Source organism: Nocardioides sp. PD653-B2, from assembly GCF_002117935.1.
Lineage (GTDB): Bacteria > Actinomycetota > Actinomycetes > Propionibacteriales > Nocardioidaceae > Nocardioides.
On sequence record NZ_BDJE01000037.1, the window covers coordinates 1 to 17,711 of the forward strand.

Genomic DNA, 17,711 nt, shown 5'->3' on the forward strand with positions numbered 1-17,711 from the left:
CGCACCTCAACCACCGGGGCGCCGGGTCAGACCGGCTCGAGCGGGTGGACCGCGATGGGCAGCGCCAGCCTCGACGGTGACGAACGTGCCGGGAGCGGTGGTCGACTCGAGAGGTCGTGGGCGCAGCAGCCGGTTCGCCCTCAGCGAAGTCCCGTGGTCCGGCGCGCACCCGGCCGTTACTGTCGACGGCGTGACCATTCTCGATGATGCCCGTCCGGGCATGGACCCTGACATCCGTCCCCAGGACGACCTCTTCGGCCACGTCAACGGACGCTGGCTCGCCGAGGCGGAGATCCCGGCCGACCGTTCCAGCTGGGGCTCGTTCGTGCACCTCGCCGACGTCGCCGAGGAGCAGGTCCGGGCGATCATCGAGGACCTCGCCGCGGGCGACGACGCCGTCCAGCACCCGGACGGCCGCAAGATCGGCAACCTCTACGCGTCGTACATGGACACCGACACCATCGACCGGCGCGGCCTGCGGCCGGTGCAGCCGCTCATCGACGCGGTCGCCTCGCTGCGCGACGTCCGCGACCTGGCGGCGTTCCTCGGCGAGTTCGAGCGGATCGGCGGCCACGGCCTCTTCGGCTCCTACGTCAGCACCGACAGCCGCAACTCCGACCGCTACCTCTTCCAGCTCGTGCAGGGCGGGCTCGGGCTGCCGGACAAGTCGTACTACAGCGACGACAAGTTCGCCGAGATCCGCGACAAGTACGTCGGCTACCTGACCTCGCTGCTGACGCTCGGCGGCCACGACGACCCCTCCGGTGCCGCGGCGACCGTGCTCGCGATCGACACGCTGCTGGCCACGGGCCACTGGGAGCGGGCCGAGACCCGCGACGTCCAGAAGACCTACAACCTGCTGACCCACGACGACCTCGTCGAGCTCTGCCCGTCGTTCGACTGGGACGCCTACATCACCAACCTCGGCGGCAACGACCAGACGATCGCCGAGGTGTGCGTGCGGCAGCCGTCGTTCTTCGCCCACCTCTCGACGGTCCTCGACGAGGTCCCGATCGAGGACTGGAGGCAGTGGCTGCTCTCCCACGTGCTCCGGTCGGCGGCGCCCTACCTCACCGACGACTTCGTCGAGACGAACTTCGACTTCTACGGCCGCACCCTCAACGGCACCCCCGAGCTGCGGGCCCGCTGGAAGCGGGGCGTCGCCCTCGTCGAGGGCGCGATCGGTGAGGCGGTCGGCCGGGAGTACGTCAGCCGGCACTTCCCGCCGACCTCGAAGACGCAGATGGAGGAGCTGGTCGCCAACCTGCTCGCCGCCTACCGCCAGTCCATCTCCCAGCTCGACTGGATGAGCGAGGAGACCAAGCAGCGCGCCTACGACAAGCTCGCGCTCTTCCGCCCGAAGATCGGCTACCCCGACGAGTTCCGCGACTACTCGGCCCTGCAGCTGAGGGCGGACGACCTGCTCGGCAACGTCGCGGCCGCGTCGGCGTTCGAGACCGACCGCGAGCTCCGCAAGATCGGGTCGCCGGTCGACCGCGACGAGTGGTTCATGCTGCCGCAGACCGTGAACGCCTACTACAACCCGGGCAACAACGAGATCTGCTTCCCGGCCGCGGTGCTGCAGCCGCCGTTCTTCTCCCCGGACGCCGAGGAGGCCGAGAACTACGGCGGCATCGGGTCGGTCATCGGGCACGAGATCGGGCACGGCTTCGACGACCAGGGCGCCCAGTACGACGGCACGGGCAACCTCAACGACTGGTGGACCCCCGACGACAAGGCGGCCTTCGAGCTGAAGTCGAAGGCGCTGATCGAGCAGTACGACGGCTTCGAGCCGCGCAACCTGCCCGGCGAGCACGTCAACGGCGCGCTGACGGTCGGCGAGAACATCGGCGACCTCGGCGGGCTCACCATCGCCCACACGGCGTACCTCCTCGCTCAGGGCGGCGACGCACCGGTCGAGGAGCGCAAGAAGGTCTTCCTCAACTACGCCAACATCTGGCGCACGAAGCGGCGCAAGGAGCAGGACCTCCAGTACCTCACCATCGACCCGCACTCGCCGCCGGAGTTCCGGGCCAACATCGTGCGCAACCTCGACGAGTTCCACGAGGTCTTCGAGACCGCCGAGGGCGACGGGCTGTGGCTCGACCCGGCCGACCGGGTGCGGATCTGGTGATCGCGCCCGCGCCGGCGGGCGGGCTCGTCAGGAGCTGAGTCCCCGGCCGGTCCACTCCTCGTCGCTGGTCACCTCGCGGAGGACGTCGAGTCCGGGCGGCACCTCTGCGGCCGGTTGGTCGCCGCCGTCGACCTCGGCGAGCAGCGTGCCGTCCGGGAGCTCGTCGACCGCGACGTGCCGTCCGGCCAGGTAGGCGTGATGGCGACGCTTGCGCAGCACGGTCGCCGGAAGCACCGACAGCGCGGCCCACTCGTCGTCGTCGAGGTACACCGAGGTGCACGCGATCCGGTGCGGCCCGTCGCCGAGCCGGACCTTCTGGCCGAGCTTGCGCACCACGGTGCCGTCGGGCTCGACCACCTCCCGCAACCGGAGCCGGGTCCCGGTGACGTAGTGGTCGGTGATCTCCGTGGTCCGCTCCACCACGCTGGGCATCGAGCCCACCAGGAAGCGGCGCTCGGACTCGACCACGGCGTACTTCATCGGGTGCTCCACGCGGCCAGTATCCGTGCCCGAGGGTCGGGGGTGTCCCATGCGTCCCGGCCCGCGGCCTCCCTGTCGTACGCCACTGGTAGACAGGGCGCATGACCGCCGCACCCGCGACCGACGTACGCCCCTCCGACGTCCGGGCGAGCGCCGAGGCCCACCTCCGGGCGCTGGTGGGGCCCCGCGACGGGCAGGGTGACGCGGTCCTGCGCGAGGACCAGTGGGCGGCGATCGAGGCGCTCGCCGTGCACCGGCGCCGCGCGCTCGTCGTGCAGCGCACCGGCTGGGGCAAGTCCGCCGTCTACTTCATCGCCACCCTGCTGCTGCGCGAGCAGGGCGCCGGCCCGACGGTGATCGTGTCGCCGCTGCTGGCGCTGATGCGCAACCAGATCGAGGCCGCCGAGCGCGCCGGCATCCGTGCGGTGACGATCAACTCGACCAACATCGAGGACTGGGAGCCGATCCAGGAGTCGATCCTGGCCGGCGAGGTCGACGTGCTGCTGGTCAGCCCCGAGCGGCTCAACAACCCGGGCTTCCGCGACGAGGTGCTGCCGCGGCTCGCGGCCACGGCCGGCCTGCTCGTCGTCGACGAGGCGCACTGCATCTCCGACTGGGGCCACGACTTCCGGCCCGACTACCGCCGGATCCGCACCCTGCTCGGCGACCTCCCCGACGGGATCCCGGTGCTCGCCACGACCGCGACCGCCAACGCCCGGGTCACCCAGGACGTCGCCGAGCAGCTCGGCAGTGCCGGATCTCTGGGAGACGTCCTGGTCCTCCGCGGCTCGCTCGACCGCGAGTCGCTCCGGCTGGGCGTGGTCCGGCTGAAGACCGCGCAGCAGCGGCTCGCGTGGCTCGCCGACCACCTCGCCGAGCAGCCCGGCTCCGGCATCGTCTACTGCCTCACGGTCGCCGCCACCCAGGAGATCGCCGACTACCTGCGCTCGCGCGGCCACGAGGTCGCGGCCTACTCCGGCCAGACCGAGACCACCGAGCGCCAGGCCCTCGAGCAGGATCTGCTGTCCGGCCGGGTCAAGGCGCTGATCGCCACGAGTGCGCTCGGCATGGGCTTCGACGCGACCCTCGGCTTCGTCGTCAACATGGGCGCGCCCGCGTCCCCGGTCGCCTACTACCAGCAGGTCGGCCGTGCGGGTCGCGGCACGGACGAGGCGACCGTGGTGCTGCTGCCCGCGATCGAGGACCGCGACATCTGGGCCTACTTCGCCTCGCTCGCCTTCCCGCGCGAGGAGCAGGTCCGCCAGACGCTCGCCGTGCTGGCCGACGAGGGCCGCACGATGAGCACCGCCACCCTCGAGACCTACGTCGACCTCAACCGCAACCGTCTCGAGACGATGCTCAAGGTCCTCGACGTCGACGGCGCCGTACGACGCGTCCGCGGCGGGTGGGAGTCCACCGGCCAGGACTGGACCTACGACGAGGAGCGCTACCGCCGCGTCACCGAGGCCCGCGAGCGCGAGCAGCAGGCGATGCTCGACTACATCTCGACCGACCGCTGCCGGATGCACTTCCTGCGCGACCAGCTCGACGACCCCGAGGCCGTCGACTGCGGGCGCTGCGACAACTGCGGCGGCCTGACCCTGTCGACCGACGTCTCCGCGGCGGCGGTCGAGGAGGCCGACGCCCGCCTGTCGCGGCCCGGCGTCGTCGTCGAGCCCCGGAAGATGTGGCCGACCGCGCTGGCCAACCTCGGCATCGAGCTCAAGGGCAAGATCGGCGAGGGCGCCGAGGAGGGCCGCGCCGTCGCCCGGCTCACCGACCTCGGCTACGGCCAGGCGCTGCGCGAGCTCTTCGCCCCGGGCGTCGAGGACGGCCCCGTCCCGGTGCCGTTGGTCCGCGCCGTCGTGGAGGTCCTCGGCGAGTGGCGCCCGCCGGTGGACGCGATCGTCGTCGTCGAGTCCCGGACCCGGCCCACCCTCACCGCCGACCTCGCCGACGGGCTGTCGCGCTACCTGAAGGTCCCCGTCGTCGGGCGCTACGCGATCGTCAACCCCGACGTGGTCCCCGGCCAGGGTGCCGCCAACTCGGCGCAGCGGGTCGCCGCCGTCGGGCGGCGCTACTCCCTCGAGACCGACGGGCCGCTCGACGGACAGCGGGTGCTGCTGGTCGACGACCGCGTCGGCACCGGCTGGACCCTCACGCTCGCGGCCCGCGCCGTACGTCGCGCCGGCGCCTCCGAGGTGCGACCGCTGGTGCTGGCCGCGACCTCGTGAGGCTGTGCCTCCCGACAAACCGGGCCGGACGTGCCTAGGGTCGGCCCATGACCCAGGTGTACCCGCCCACCGCGGCACCCGCCCCGCGAGGCCTCGATGTCGACCGTCCGACGGTCGCCCTCGGCGTCGCCCTGCTGTCGACGGCCGTGGTGCTCTCGACGTACTACACCCGCCTCGAGGACCACCTCGACCGGTCCAACTACGTCGTCGGCCTGGTCGCGACGGCGGGTCTGCTCGGCATCGCAGCGGCGGCGCTCGTCGGGGTCGTCGTCCCCCGGGACGCCGACGCGACCACCGACCTGGTCGCCTGGCCCGGGGCGTTCGGAGCCCTCGGCGTCGGCCTGATGATCGGCGTCGGCCTCGACGACGCCGCGGCGACGGAGTACGTCGCCGGAGCGGCCGTGCTGCTCGTCTCGATCGCGGGCTACCTGCTGGTGCAGCGGGCGCCGTTCGTGGTCACCGCCATCGTCGGGTTCTTCGTCGTCTACGCCCAGCTGCTCGACGACGTCGTCGGGTTCGGGGACGACGACGACATCGGCGCCATCCGGATCGCGGTGGCGCTCACCGTCTTCGCGGTGCTGGTCACCGGCGCGGGCTGGCTGCTGCCCACGCGCGCGCTGAGCGGCGTGGTCGCCGGCGCCGTGACCGTGGTCGGCTTCGCGAGCCTGTCCGGGGTGCTCGCGGTCGCCAGCTCCTTCCAGGCCGCGCTCGCGCCGATGATGGCGCAGCGCGACTACGCGGCCGGCGGCGGGAGCGGGCTCGGGTCCTACGACAACGACACCTGGGTGATCCTGGCCCTGGCGCTGCTGCTCATGGTCGGGTGGGGTGCGTGCGCGGCCCGCACCGGCCACGTGGGCTTCCGGCTCCTCGTCGTCGCCATGGCGGTCTCGGTCACGCCGCTCGCCACCGTGGTGCTGCGCGCCGAGCACCCCACCTGGTGGGGTGTCGTCCTCGGCGCGGTGGGTGGCGCGCTCCTGGTCTACGTCCTGGTGCGTTCCTCCGGTCGGAGCTTCCGGCGGCAGCAGGCGACTCTTCCGGGGGCAGGCGGCCCGCCGCCGTACGTGCCGCCGACGAGCCCGCCGCCCGCCGGGCCGCCGCCGACGAGCCCGCCCCCCACGAGCCCGCCGCTGCCCTGACCCGGCTCAGACCTTCTCGGCCATCTCGTCGTCGACCAGGTGGTCGTAGTAGTCACGCGGCCGGCCCGTCGTGTCCATCATCGCGAGCAACCGCAGGCCGGCCGGCTCGAGCGTCCTCGAGCTGACCCAGGCCAGCGCGATGCTCGGCACGGCCACCAGCGCCGCGGTGAGGATGAAGAACGAGCCAGGGCGGGCGTCGGGGAGGACCCCGACGTGCCCGAGGAAGCGCATCACCGGCTCGTGGATGAGGTAGATCCCGTACCCGAGGGTGCCGACCCACACGAGCGGCTTCCAGTCGAGGGCCTTCGACCAGGGGCCCTCGTGGAGCACCACGCCCGCGAGCGCGGCCGCGACGGCCGCGGCGTACATCGGGTGCCACCACTCGCTGACGCCGTGCGCGAGCGGCGGGCGCGTGAGCACGAGCGCGACGAGCGCGCCGATGCCGAGCGCGCCGAGGGCGGCCCGGGCGCGGCCGCGGAGACGGACCCCGGCGGCCACCAGGACGGCGAGTCCCATGCCGATGCCGAAGTCGACGCCCTTGGACATCGGGGAGAACCAGACGGACCAGTTCTCGGAGTCCTGGGTGGTGAGGACCGTCGACCACAGCAGGTAGGCGACGCCCGCGAGCGCGCTGAGGACGGGCAGCACGGCGGCGACCGCGAGCCGCGCCCGGCGGCTCTCCCGGCCCTGGACCGCGCGGTTCACGAACGGCACTGCCAGCGCCATGAGCACGTAGAAGTGGAACTCGACCGCGAGCGACCAGGCCGGTCCGTCGGTCCAGAAGATGTACTGGTCGCTGTAGACCTGGGTGAAGGTCAGGTGCATCAGCAGGTCCTGCCACTGCCCGGGCAACGACGGGTTGGTGGTGACCCAGACGACGAGCACGATCGCGTAGTAGAGCGGCAGCAGCCGGGCCATCCGGCGCAGCAGCAGCACCCGGCCGGGCCGGCCGGTGGTGCCGTCGGCGCAGGAGCGTGCGACCGGCAGCCAGAGCACCAGCCCCGACAGCACGAAGAACATGTCGACGAACAGGTCGGTGCCGATCATCAGCTGATGGGCGGTGCCGGACCACGGCCACTCCCACTCCGCGCCGGTGCGGTTGTTCTGGTAGCCGTGGAAGAACACGACGGCCAGGGCCGCGATCCCGCGCAGCCAGCCGAGCGGGTACTGCGGAGAGCTTCCGCGGGGGGCGTCCGGCGACGTGGGCGCGGCGACGGTGTCGATCTGGGGGGTCGACCGACGGTGGACGGTGGAGACGGTCATGCGGCCACCTCCTCGTGGACGGGCTCGGTCGCGGTGGGGTCGTCAGCCACGGCCCCGGAGCTGTTGGCGCTCCGGGGGGTGACGACCCAGCGGTGCTCGCCGCGCAGCTGCTTGAGCTGGGCGACGCGGTTCACGATGTTCTTGAGCTCGGTGTAGAAGAGGACGTTCGCGACCGCCGACCCGACGAACCAGCTGGGGTGCCGGCGAAGCTCGGGAGCGGCGAGCCGCCACGCGGCGACGGTCTGCAGCGGCCCCGAGACCGTCGTGAAGAGCGTGAGGAGCAGGAAGATCGGCGAGCTGAGGTCGAGACCGCCGTCGCGCCAGACGTAGAAGCCGATCAACGGCCAGGCCGTCAGGGCGATCCACGGGTACGCCTCGCGCCAGCCGAGCAGGTAGACGATGCCGATCCGCTGGCGCAGCGTGAGCGCCGGCGACCTCAGGATCGGCCACAGGTGGCGGCAGGAGACCTGGAACCAGCCCTGGGCCCACCGCATCCGCTGGTTCCAGAGCGCCTTCGGCGTCTCCGGCGCGAGCTCGCGGCTCACCAGGCCCGGGTCGTTGACGATCCGGCCGCCCGCGTCGAGCACCCGCATGGACGCCTCGATGTCCTCGGTGAGGAACGAGCCGCGCAGGCGGATCCGCTCGAGCGCGGAGGCCCGCCAGTAGCCGTTCGAGCCGCCGAAGATGCCGAAGCCGAAGAGCCGCGTCCGGCCGGGGTGCGACACCGCGTAGATCTGCTCGAACTCGACCGCGACGAGCTTGCCCATCGCCGAGTCGGCACCGTTGCGGATCACGCAGTGGCCCTGGACGACGTCCGCGCCGTCGGCGATCCAGCACCAGGCGCGGTCGAAGGCCCCGGCCATCGGGTGGTGGTCGGCGTCGAAGATGCCGACGAACTCGCCCTCGGCCACCCGCAGGGCGGCGTTGACGTTCTGCGCCTTCGAGGTGCTGTCCGGGACCTTCAAGACGGTGAGGTCGGCGTGCTCGTGGGCCAGCGCGGCCAGGTCGTCCTCGACATCGAGGGGGACGGGCGTGTTGTAGGCGAGCACGACCTGGAGGCCGCCCGAGTAGTCCTGGGCGAGGAACGAGTCGACGGTCTCGAGGATGGTGTCGGCCTCGTTGGGGAGGTACGCCGCGATCACGGCCGTCGCCCGGGGCGCCGGGCTGGACGGCTCCGACGGTGGCAGCTCCGGGTCGACCGCGTGCGAGCACTCGGCCCAGATCGTCGCGGCGGTCAGGCCCAACGCGGCCACCAGGGCCCAGTAGACGACGCTCGAGACGTCGAGGCCCACGGCGTACAGGCCGACGAGCGCGACGAACGGCAGCACGACGCTCCCGACGGTGGCGAGCAGCACCTGCCGGCTCGCCGTCCACAGGTTCACGGCCGGGTGCCGGCGGCGCACGTGCGCGCCGTTCGAGCGGGGCTGCAGGTCGCGCTCGTTGACGGACTCGGCCGCGGCCGCGGCGGCGTGCATCTCGGCCGCTCGTGGGTCCTGCTTGCGCGAGATGCGCGCCCAGCCGACGCCGAGGTCGAAGACCCCGCCGTGGTCGGTGAGGGCGTCGAACGCCTCGACCGCGTGGTAGGCCATCTCCTGGAGCCGCACCGGGCGGGCCGCACGGTCCTCGTGACGCAGCCGGAGGGTCAGCCGGCCCTCGGCCGTCGAGGCGACGAGCTCACCGGGCTGGAGGAAGCGGGTGAGCCGCTCGGCGACGGCGTGGACGACCGCGACCGGCGGGCGGACGCCGGCGGTCACGTCGGGGTCGGGCGGGGCCCAGACGGGGTCGATGACGGCGACGATCTCGCGGCGCCGGCGCGGGGTGGCGACGGTGAGCCGGTTGGGGGACGGCGGGGACACCACCTCGGCGCGGGAGCCGACGCGGCCGGCCGCGGGCGGGTGGGCGGGGGAGTGACGGTCGAGAGTGAGGGACACGGGCGTGACCTTTCGGTTCGACGGACGCGCCTGCCGGATGGGGCGGACACGGGCGGACGACGCTGAGAGCGGCGGACCGACGTACGGGTGGTCATAGATCCGTCGGGTTCAGCGGAAAGGCGCGCTGCGTGAGTCGCGCTGGTCCCTCCACCGTGTCGAGAACGCTTGCGCGGACGCAAGCCACGAGGACGTGCTTCCGGTCACGAGACGGTCGTCACGGGCCGGTCAGGCGGGGATCGGGACCGGTTCACCCAGCATTTACGGGGCTCTCAGGGTCGCCGGGCCGAAAGCAGAACAGGTTCTGGCCCGAGGTCACCGGCTGCTCCGGTGGACGGCTCGCACCTGATCGGTCGCGTTGAGCGAGCAGGTCGCGCTGCGACCGGGTCGAGAACCAGCGGGGCCTAGTGCCCGACCAGGACCGCCGGGTCGACCGGGTGGGCGACCTTCGTGCGGGGGAGGAACGCCGCCGGGATGAGCACACAGGCCACCAGGATCGTGGCCACCACGAAGACCGTGGCGAACGCGTCGGCTCGGCCCAGGACATCGGTCGGGGCGAGGCCGATCATCCCGTTGGTGAGCAGCACCGAGAAGAGCGCCGTACCGATCGAGGCGGCGACCTGCTGGATGATGTTCATCAGCGTCGAGCCGCGGGCGATGGTCTCGGCCTTGAGGGTCGCGAGCGCCGCGGACATGATCGGCATCATCGTGCCGCCCATGCCGAGGCCCATGACGAAGAGCGCCGACATCAGGTAGGTGTAGGACGTGTCGGCCTCGAGCTGGGTGAACATGCCCATGCCGATCGCGATCACGGAGATGCCGACCAGGACGATCTTGCCGGGGCCGATCCGGTCGGCGAGGATCCCGGCGATCGGCATGGTGATCATCGCGCCGATCCCCTGGGGCGCGAGCAGCAACCCAGCGTGGAGCGCGTCCTCACCGCGGACCGACTGGAAGTAGAGCGGGAAGAGCAGGCTGGCGCCGAAGAACGCGATCGCGAACAGCGACATGGCCAGCACGGCGACCGTCATCGTGCGGTTCTTGAACAGCCGCAGGTCGACCAGCGGGTGGACGTTGGAGCGGTTCAGCGCCCACGGCACGAAGGCGATGATCAGCAGGGCGCCGACCACCGCGGGCGCCACGACCTGCGCGGTCCAGATGGTGCCGTCCTCCTGCTTGGCCTCCGGGATCGAGGAGACGCCGTAGAGGAAGAGCGCGAGCCCGGGCGACAGCAGCAGCATGCCGACCCAGTCGAAGGTCTCCGACGGCTCGACGTGGTCCTTCGGCAGCACGAGGAACGCGTAGACGAACGCCGCGATGCCGATCGGCAGGTTGATCAGGAAGATCCAGTGCCACGACGCGGAGTCGATCAGCGCGCCGCCGAGGATCGGGCCGAAGATCGGGCCGAGCAGCATCGGGATGCCGAGCACGGCCATCACCCGGCCGACCCGCTCGGGCCCGGCGGCGCGGGTCAGGATCGTCATGCCGAGCGGCATCAGCATGCCGCCGCCGAGGCCCTGGAGCACGCGGAAGCCGACCAGCATCTCCAGCGACGACGCGGTGGCGCACAGCACCGAGCCCGCGGTGAAGAGACCCACGGCGATCAGGTAGAGCCGCTTGGTGCCGAACCGGTCGGCGGCCCAGCCGGTCAGCGGGATCACGCTGGCCAGGGCCAGCGTGTAGCCGGTCATCGTCCAGGCGACCTGCGCCGACGTCGCGTCGAAGTCCCGCTGGAAGGTCTGCAGGGCGACCGAGACCACCGTGATGTCGAGGATCGACATGATCGCGCCGAGCACGACCACGCCGGCGACCATCAGCACCCGCTTGTCGAGCTTGTCGGAGGCGGACGGGGCGGGCTGGGACTGGGGGTCGGTCTCGGTGCTCACCCGTCGAGGCTAGGCGGGGCCACCGACAGGATGCATCCCACTTTCGTCGCCGCCGGCGTGGGGTTCGTCACCGGCGGAGTGCACGGTTCAGGCGAGCTGGGCCTGGACCGCCGCGACCAGCGCCGGGTCCTCCGGCTCGACGCGCGGGCTGAACCGGGCCACGACGTTGCCCTGCCCGTCGATGAGGAACTTCTCGAAGTTCCAGGTCACGTCGCCGTCCTCGCCCTTCTCGTTCGGCGTGTCGACCAGCGCCCGGTAGATCTCGTGGCGGTCGTCGCCGTTGACCTCGATCTTCTCGGTCATCGGGAAGGTGACGCCGTACGTCGCCGAGCAGAACTCCGCGATCTCCTCGGAGCTGCCGGGCTCCTGTCCCAGGAACTGGTTGCACGGCAGGCCGATCACGGTGAAGCCGCGCCCGGCGTACTCCTCCTGGAGCTGCTCGAGCCCGGCGTACTGGGGGGTGAGCCCGCACTTGCTCGCCACGTTGACCAGCAGGGCGGGCGTGCCGCCGGTGATCTCGCCCAGCGTGGTCGGCGTGCCGTCGAGACGGGCGATCGGGGCGTCGAGGATGCTCATGCGACCCAGCCTAGGAGGTCGTCCGAAACGCATGTCGGCGTCCCTGGCTACGGTCTCACCGTGACCACCCCCCGGAATCGCGTGGTTCCCCCGCTGCGCTCCTCCACCCCCCGGTTCCGCAAGGAACCCGGATGAGCTTCGTCCCCGTGACCGGACCGGCGACCTTCCGCGCCGCCGAGCCGCCGCGCGAGGGCGTCGTCGAGTTCACCGACGACCGGCGCACCATCAGCCTGCCGATCCGGGCCGCGCTGCCGGTGCTGACTCGTGCCCGCTCGCGCGACGACCTCCACCCGAGCGTCGGCATGCTCGCCGGGGCCGCGCTGCTGGCCATGCGCTTCGTCGCCGCCGGCAAGTTCGCACCGTCCCCCGACACGAGCTCGCCGAGCTGGCGGGTCGCGGGGCTCGACGCCGACGACGAGGAGCGGATCGCCCTGCTGGCGCGCTCCAGCACCGAGGACGAGGTGCTCGTCCGCGACCTGCTCGACGCGGTGGCCGACGCGATGCCGCGGGCGGCGCCCACCGCCACGGAGCCCGCCGTACGACGGCCCACCCGTCCGTCGTTCGAGCAGCGCCTGCAGGAGCGGCTGGCGCGCCACCAGCGGCACGGCGCGGGTGACCTGCCGCAGCTGGTGACGGTCTCGCTGCGCGTGGAGGCCGACGAGGAGGAGCTGGTCGCGGGCGCCGTGCGTCTGGTGCCGCAGGTCCACGACGAGCAGAACCCGCTGCACGTCTGCGACGCGGCGATGCTCTGGCTCGGTGACCCGGCCGAGCACGGCTTCGGCGAGCGGGCGCGCACCCACGCCACCATCGCGCTGCGGGCGGCCGCCGACGCGTGGCCGGTGCTCGACCGGCTGCTCGACCTGCGGGTGCCCGACGAGATCACGCTCGACACCGACGAGCTGGTGAGCCTGCTCGAGGACGGCGTCGGTGCGCTGAAGGACCGCGGGGTCGACGTGCTCTGGCCGCGCAGCCTCGGGCGCGACCTGACCGCCACCACCGTGCTCGACCGGACGCCCGGCGGCCCGCGCGAGGAGCCGCTGGTGACGGGGCTGCTCAACCAGGAGGCGCTCTTCTCCTTCAACTGGCAGATCGCGATCCACGGCGACCCGCTCACGGTCGAGGAGATGGACCAGCTGGCCCGGTCGGCGGCGCCGATCCTGCGGCTGCGCGGCAGCTGGACGGTCGTCGACCCGGCGATGGCGCGCAAGGCCCGCAAGCGGCTGGTGCGGACGGTCAAGCCGGCCGAGGCGGTCGCGGCCGCGCTGACCGGCACGGTCCAGGTCGCCGACGTCGCCGAACAGGTGATCGTCGGCGCCAGCCTGCTCACGGTGCGCGAGCAGCTGCTCACCGCGGCCACCCGGGAGCCGGTCGAGCCGCCCGCCGCGCTCCGGGCCACGCTGCGCGACTACCAGCGGCACGGCCTGACCTGGCTGGCCGACATGACCTCCCTCGGCCTCGGCGCCTGCCTCGCCGACGACATGGGCCTCGGCAAGACGGTCACCCTGATCGCGCTTCACCTCCACCGCCGCGAGCAGGGCGCCGTCGGACCGACCCTGGTCGTGTGTCCGGCCAGCCTGCTCGGCAACTGGGAGGACGAGGTGCACCGCTTCGCCCCCGGTGTGCCGGTCGTCCGCTTCCACGGGGGCGCCCGCGACCTGTCGGCCGCCGGCGACGGGTTCGTGCTCACGACGTACGGCACGATGCGGCGCGACGCCGAGACACTGGCCGCGGTGCCCTGGGACACGGTCGTCGCCGACGAGGCCCAGCACGTGAAGAACCCCCGTACGTCGACCGCCCGCGCGCTCCGGTCCATCCCGAGCACGGCCCGGGTCGCGCTCACCGGCACCCCGGTCGAGAACGACCTCACCGAGCTCTGGGCGATCCTCGACTGGGCGACGCCCGGCCTGCTCGGCAGCCGCAACGCCTTCCGCAAGGTGTGGGCCGCGCCGATCGAGTCGGGTCTCGAGCCGACCAAGGCGCGCCAGTTCGCCGACCTGATCGGCCCGTTCCTGCTGCGCCGCCGCAAGTCCGACCCCGGCATCGCCCCCGAGCTGCCGGCCAAGACCGAGACCGACCACCCGCTCCGGCTGACCCGGGAGCAGGTCGTGCTCTACGAGTCGTTCGTGCGCGACACGATGGAGCGGATCGAGCGTGCCGACGAGGATGCCCGGCGCGGGCTGGTGCTGATGCTCCTCACCGGGCTCAAGCAGATCTGCAACCACCCGGCCCACTTCCTCAAGCAGGCCGCGGTGCGTCTCCCGGGGCGGTCCGAGAAGGTCGACCTGCTCGACGAGCTGCTCGGCACCGTGCTGGCCGAGGACGGCGCGGCGCTGGTGTTCACGCAGTACGTCGCGATGGCCCGGCTCCTGGAGAGCCACCTGACGCGGGCCGGCGTACCCCACCTCTTCCTGCACGGCGGCACCCCGGTGCGCGAGCGCGAGGCGATGGTCAAGCGCTTCCAGGCCGGCGAGGTCCCGGTCTTCCTGCTGTCGCTCAAGGCCGGCGGCACCGGGCTCAACCTGACCCGCGCCGACCACGTCGTCCACGTCGACCGCTGGTGGAACCCCGCCGTCGAGGAGCAGGCCACCGACCGCGCCTACCGGATCGGGCAGACCCGCCCGGTGCAGGTGCACCGGATGATCACCCGCGGCACGATCGAGGAGAAGATCGCCGAGCTCCTGACCCGCAAGCGCGCGCTGGCCGACGCCGTCCTCGCGAACGGCGAGGGTGCGCTGACCGAGCTCAGCAACGACGAGCTGCGCGACTTCGTCTCCCTGCGGGACCACTGATGGCCGGCGCCGTGATCCACCCGCGGGTCGCGCCGCGCCGCTCGACCGTGCGCGCCACGACCTGGTGGGGCAAGGCCTGGGTGCGGGCGGTCGAGGAGTCGGCCTACTCCGACACCGAGCTGGCCGCCGCCCGGACCCTCGCCCGCAGCGGCCGGGTCGGCCAGATCTCGACGGAGCCGGGCCGGTGGGTCGCGTCGGTCGAGGACCAGCGCGGGCTGTGGACGGTCGCCGGGGCCGTGCCGGTGCTCGACGACGCGGCCCGGGCGGCGCTCGTCGAGACCGTGGCGGCGGAGTCGGGCCGGATCGCCGACCTGCTCGCCGGGGACCTGCCGCACGGCCTGGTCGAGCACGCCGAGGAGGCCGGTGCCGAGCTGCTGCCGTACGGCGCCGAGCTCGGCTCGGAGTGCACCTGTGACTTCTGGGCCGACCCCTGCGGGCACGCCCTGGCCGTGCTCCACCAGCTCGCCTGGCTGATGGAGGCCGACCCGTTCGTGCTGCTCCAGCTGCGCGGGCTGGCCCGCGACGACCTGCTCGCCCGGCTGCACGAGCGCACCGAGGTGGTGGCCCCGACCGACGACGACCGCGACCTCGACGCCGCCCTCGAGGCCGCGCTCTACGCGGCGCTGTTGCTGGAGGAGTCGGGTCCGGCCTGCTGAGGCCTGGTGGCCAGTGGTCTCCGGGCTACCGCAACAGCGCAATTGCGTTGTTCTGACGCGGATCGGGGGGCGTGGAGGTCCGCAACGGCGCAATTGCGTTGTTCTGACGCGGATCGGGGGGCGTGGGGGTCCGCAATGGCGCAATTGCGCTGTTCTGACGCGGATCGGGCGGCATGGAGGTCCGCAACAGCGCAATTGCGCCGTTCTGGTTGGGCGGGTCGGCCCGAGCCGGTCAGAGGAGAGCGCCGAGGGCCATCCGGCTGAGGAGGGCGTGCATCTGGTTGTCGGGGAGCAGCCCACTGTGGGGCGTGGAGTTGATCAGGCCGAACGCCGCGTGCGCCATCGCCCGCGCCGTCGGCAGGTCGAGGCCGTCGTCGAGCAGCCGCAGCTCGGCGGCCCAGAGGTCGACGTACTCCCGCTGGAGGCTGCGCACCCGCTCGCGGGCCTCCGCCGGCAGCGACTCCCAGTCCCGGTCCTGGACCACGATCAGGGGCCGGTGCCGCAGCGCGAAGTCGACGTGCCAGTCGATGAGGGCGACGACCGCCGCGCGGGGGTCGGCGGCGTCGTCGACCCGCGCGCGGCCGACCCGGAGCAGCTCCTCGCTGATCGAGACGAGCATCTCGGCGAGCACGGCCTGCTTGGAGGCGAAGTGCTTGTAGAGCGCGGGGCCGGAGATGCCGCACGCCGCGCCGAGGTCGGCGACCGAGACGCCGTGGTAGCCGCGCGACGCGAAGAGTTCCGCCGCGGTGGCGAGGATCTGCTCGCGCCTGCTCATGACCCCAGGTTAGTGGGCGTTAACCCCGGGTTTGTGGTGCGTCCGGAGAAGGCACGCTGCCTCCCATGCGCCTACGCGAGAACTGGAAGCCGCTGCTCGCGGTCGCGGTGGTCCTCCTGGGGGCCGGGGTGTACGTCGGCCAGGACCGCTGGCGGGACCGATGCGGCGCGGCCGCCGACCAGCTGGCCCCCGACGACATCAGCACCGTGCTCCGCACCCCGGACGAGCTGGCCGGCGACCTCGCCGACGGCCAGGACGACGTGCTCTTCCCCGTGGGCCCGGAGCTCCTCGACACCCTCGACGCGCTGCCCGCACCCTTCGGCGACCTGGTCGCGGGCCGGGTCTGGGACGACTGGACCGATCGGCCCTCGGTCGGCGACATCGACGACGACACGATCTACCTCGCCTCGGGCGGCGGGCTGATCGGCTCGGAGTACACCGGGTCGGTGGTCGCCGCCGACGTCACCAGCGGTAACGCCCGCTGGGGCGTCGGGGTGAAGGGGTACGGCGCCGGCGGCGGTGTGGTCGGCGACGAGTTCGTGACGATCGGGGTCCCCGAGGACGAGGCGCCACAGGTGGCGTCGTACGACCTGGAGTCGGGGGACCGTCAGGGCTGCACCAAGCTCGGCGACGACACCGAGTCCGACCCGACCCTCGGCAGCTCGACGGTGGGCGACGGCGACATCGCTGTCGCCTGGGCGGCGGGCGAGGGCGGCCTCGTCGTACGCCGCCTCGACCCCGTCTCCGGCGACGAGGTGTGGGAGAACGACGACATCGACCACTCGTCGGTCCACGTCGAGGTCGACGACGCCGGCCAGCTCGTGGTCGTCAGCCAGGTCGCCTCGAGCGACCCGGTCGGTGAGGGCATCTCGGGGTACGGCGACCTCCGCGGCATCACGGCGCTCGACGCCGACCGCGGCACGGTCGCCTGGAGCTGGCCCGACGCCGGGGCGGCCGACCAGGCGACGGCGGTGAAGGTGATCGCCACGGACCCGGACGCGGGCCGGGTCTACGTGCTCGAGGACAGCATCACGGAGGACAGCACGAAGCACGCCACGGCGGTCGTCGCGCTCGACAGCGACGGTCAGGAGGTGTGGCGCAGCGCGCTGCGCAGCAAGTACTGCGAGGGCACGCTCTGGGACGACGCGGTCATCACGTCGTGCCCGGGCGTCCCGCTCGTGTCTCTCGACGCCGCGACCGGCGAGCAGCGCTGGGAGACGAAGCAGAGCAAGGACCTGCCCGGCGACGTGATCCGCTTCGGCTCCGGCCGATCGGCGGACCTCGGTGACGGCACCCGCCTCGTGATGGCGTCCGACGGCCTGCTGAGCGTGGACACGGCGACCGGCGAGATCACCCCGGCGATCACCGAGGAGGGGCTGGGTACCTTCGTGGCCGGCATCGACCTGGTGGGCGACCACCTGGTGCTCTCGACCGAGAGCGGCGTCTTCGTCCTCGACCGCGAGCCCGGCTGACCCGGTCAGCCCTCCTGGGCCGCGATCTGGGCGCGGACGTCGTCCATGTCGAGGCCCTTGACGGCGGTGATGACCTGCTCGAGCGCGGGCGCCGGAAGCGCGCCCGGCTGGCTGAAGACCAGGATGCCGTCGCGGAACGCCATGAGCGTCGGGATCGAGGTGATCTGCGCGGCGGCGGCCAGCGACTGCTCGGCCTCGGTGTCGACCTTGGCGAAGACCACGTCGGTGTGCTGCTCGGACGCGGCTTCGAAGACCGGCGCGAACTGGCGGCACGGCCCGCACCACGAGGCCCAGAAGTCGACGAGGACGACGTCGTTCTCCACGACGGTCTGTTCGAAGGTGTCGGCGGTGACGGATACGGCAGTCATACCGTTCCAACGAC

13 protein-coding genes are annotated in these 17,711 nt (G+C 72.5%); 6 read left to right on the top strand and 7 right to left on the bottom strand.

Annotation, left to right across the window (positions count from 1 at the left end):
• Nucleotides 1-190 precede the first annotated feature (190 nt).
• The gene (locus PD653B2_RS16380; RefSeq protein ID WP_085873468.1) at nt 191-2,134 is read left to right on the top strand and encodes a M13 family metallopeptidase; all 1,944 of its coding nucleotides are present in this window, start codon (nt 191-193) and stop codon (nt 2,132-2,134) included.
• 27 nt (nt 2,135-2,161) lie between these two features.
• On the opposite strand, the gene PD653B2_RS16385 is transcribed toward PD653B2_RS16380, so the two are convergent.
• On the bottom strand, nt 2,162-2,626 hold the full coding sequence (locus PD653B2_RS16385) for a hypothetical protein (protein ID WP_085873469.1): 465 nt from the start codon (nt 2,624-2,626) through the stop codon (nt 2,162-2,164).
• An 89-nt stretch (nt 2,627-2,715) separates the two neighbouring features.
• On the opposite strand from PD653B2_RS16385, the gene PD653B2_RS16390 reads away from it, so the two are divergent.
• Together PD653B2_RS16390 and PD653B2_RS16395 are read left to right on the top strand one after the other, a co-directional pair.
• Nucleotides 2,716-4,848: a RecQ family ATP-dependent DNA helicase gene (locus PD653B2_RS16390; RefSeq protein WP_085873470.1), complete on the top strand. Its 2,133-nt coding sequence runs from the start codon at nt 2,716-2,718 to the stop codon at nt 4,846-4,848.
• A gap of 47 nt (nt 4,849-4,895) precedes the next feature.
• Entirely contained in the window at nt 4,896-5,984 is a 1,089-nt protein-coding gene (locus PD653B2_RS16395) for a hypothetical protein (RefSeq protein ID WP_085873471.1), read from the top strand.
• A gap of 6 nt (nt 5,985-5,990) precedes the next feature.
• On the opposite strand, the gene PD653B2_RS16400 is transcribed toward PD653B2_RS16395, so the two are convergent.
• From PD653B2_RS16400 to PD653B2_RS16415, 4 genes are all read right to left on the bottom strand, one after another.
• The gene (locus PD653B2_RS16400; RefSeq protein ID WP_085873472.1) at nt 5,991-7,247 is read right to left on the bottom strand and encodes an acyltransferase family protein; all 1,257 of its coding nucleotides are present in this window, start codon (nt 7,245-7,247) and stop codon (nt 5,991-5,993) included.
• Complete coding sequence (locus tag PD653B2_RS16405; RefSeq protein WP_085873473.1) at nt 7,244-9,178, bottom strand: glycosyltransferase; 1,935 nt, start codon at nt 9,176-9,178, stop codon at nt 7,244-7,246. Before PD653B2_RS16405 ends, PD653B2_RS16400 begins: the two co-directional genes overlap by 4 nt.
• Nucleotides 9,179-9,579: 401 nt before the next feature.
• The gene (locus PD653B2_RS16410) at nt 9,580-11,061 is read right to left on the bottom strand and encodes a DHA2 family efflux MFS transporter permease subunit (RefSeq protein ID WP_345775752.1); all 1,482 of its coding nucleotides are present in this window, start codon (nt 11,059-11,061) and stop codon (nt 9,580-9,582) included.
• An 87-nt stretch (nt 11,062-11,148) separates the two neighbouring features.
• Nucleotides 11,149-11,637 (bottom strand): glutathione peroxidase, encoded by a 489-nt coding sequence (locus PD653B2_RS16415; protein WP_085873474.1) that lies wholly within the window; start codon nt 11,635-11,637, stop codon nt 11,149-11,151.
• A 131-nt stretch (nt 11,638-11,768) separates the two neighbouring features.
• On the opposite strand from PD653B2_RS16415, the gene PD653B2_RS16420 reads away from it, so the two are divergent.
• A complete protein-coding gene (locus PD653B2_RS16420; RefSeq protein ID WP_085873475.1) occupies nt 11,769-14,426 on the top strand; it encodes a DEAD/DEAH box helicase in 2,658 nt (885 codons plus the stop codon).
• A complete protein-coding gene (locus PD653B2_RS16425) occupies nt 14,426-15,082 on the top strand; it encodes an SWIM zinc finger family protein (RefSeq protein ID WP_085873476.1) in 657 nt (218 codons plus the stop codon). Before PD653B2_RS16420 ends, PD653B2_RS16425 begins: the two co-directional genes overlap by 1 nt.
• 232 nt (nt 15,083-15,314) lie before the next feature.
• Here the strand turns inward: PD653B2_RS16425 and PD653B2_RS16430 are convergent, their stop codons facing one another.
• Nucleotides 15,315-15,857, bottom strand: coding sequence for a TetR/AcrR family transcriptional regulator (locus tag PD653B2_RS16430; RefSeq protein WP_085873477.1), 543 nt, complete (start codon nt 15,855-15,857; stop codon nt 15,315-15,317).
• Nucleotides 15,858-15,922: 65 nt separating this feature from the next.
• On the opposite strand from PD653B2_RS16430, the gene PD653B2_RS16435 reads away from it, so the two are divergent.
• Entirely contained in the window at nt 15,923-17,329 is a 1,407-nt protein-coding gene (locus PD653B2_RS16435; RefSeq protein WP_085873478.1) for a PQQ-binding-like beta-propeller repeat protein, read from the top strand.
• 5 nt (nt 17,330-17,334) lie between these two features.
• Here the strand turns inward: PD653B2_RS16435 and trxA are convergent, their stop codons facing one another.
• Complete coding sequence (trxA, locus tag PD653B2_RS16440) at nt 17,335-17,697, bottom strand: thioredoxin (RefSeq protein WP_085873479.1); 363 nt, start codon at nt 17,695-17,697, stop codon at nt 17,335-17,337.
• Nucleotides 17,698-17,711 lie beyond the last annotated feature (14 nt).

What these genes read in the sequence shown, in the direction of transcription:
- PD653B2_RS16425 (WP_085873476.1), top strand. Translation starts at nt 14,426, where the DNA reads ATGGCCGGCGCCGTGATCCACCCGCGGGTCGCGCCGCGCCGCTCGACC.
- PD653B2_RS16420 (WP_085873475.1), top strand. Translation starts at nt 11,769, where the DNA reads ATGAGCTTCGTCCCCGTGACCGGACCGGCGACCTTCCGCGCCGCCGAG.
- PD653B2_RS16415 (WP_085873474.1), bottom strand. Translation starts at nt 11,637, where the DNA reads ATGAGCATCCTCGACGCCCCGATCGCCCGTCTCGACGGCACGCCGACC.
- PD653B2_RS16435 (WP_085873478.1), top strand. Translation starts at nt 15,923, where the DNA reads ATGCGCCTACGCGAGAACTGGAAGCCGCTGCTCGCGGTCGCGGTGGTC.
- PD653B2_RS16395 (WP_085873471.1), top strand. Translation starts at nt 4,896, where the DNA reads ATGACCCAGGTGTACCCGCCCACCGCGGCACCCGCCCCGCGAGGCCTC.
- PD653B2_RS16430 (WP_085873477.1), bottom strand. Translation starts at nt 15,857, where the DNA reads ATGAGCAGGCGCGAGCAGATCCTCGCCACCGCGGCGGAACTCTTCGCG.
- PD653B2_RS16400 (WP_085873472.1), bottom strand. Translation starts at nt 7,247, where the DNA reads ATGACCGTCTCCACCGTCCACCGTCGGTCGACCCCCCAGATCGACACC.
- trxA (WP_085873479.1), bottom strand. Translation starts at nt 17,697, where the DNA reads ATGACTGCCGTATCCGTCACCGCCGACACCTTCGAACAGACCGTCGTG.
- PD653B2_RS16390 (WP_085873470.1), top strand. Translation starts at nt 2,716, where the DNA reads ATGACCGCCGCACCCGCGACCGACGTACGCCCCTCCGACGTCCGGGCG.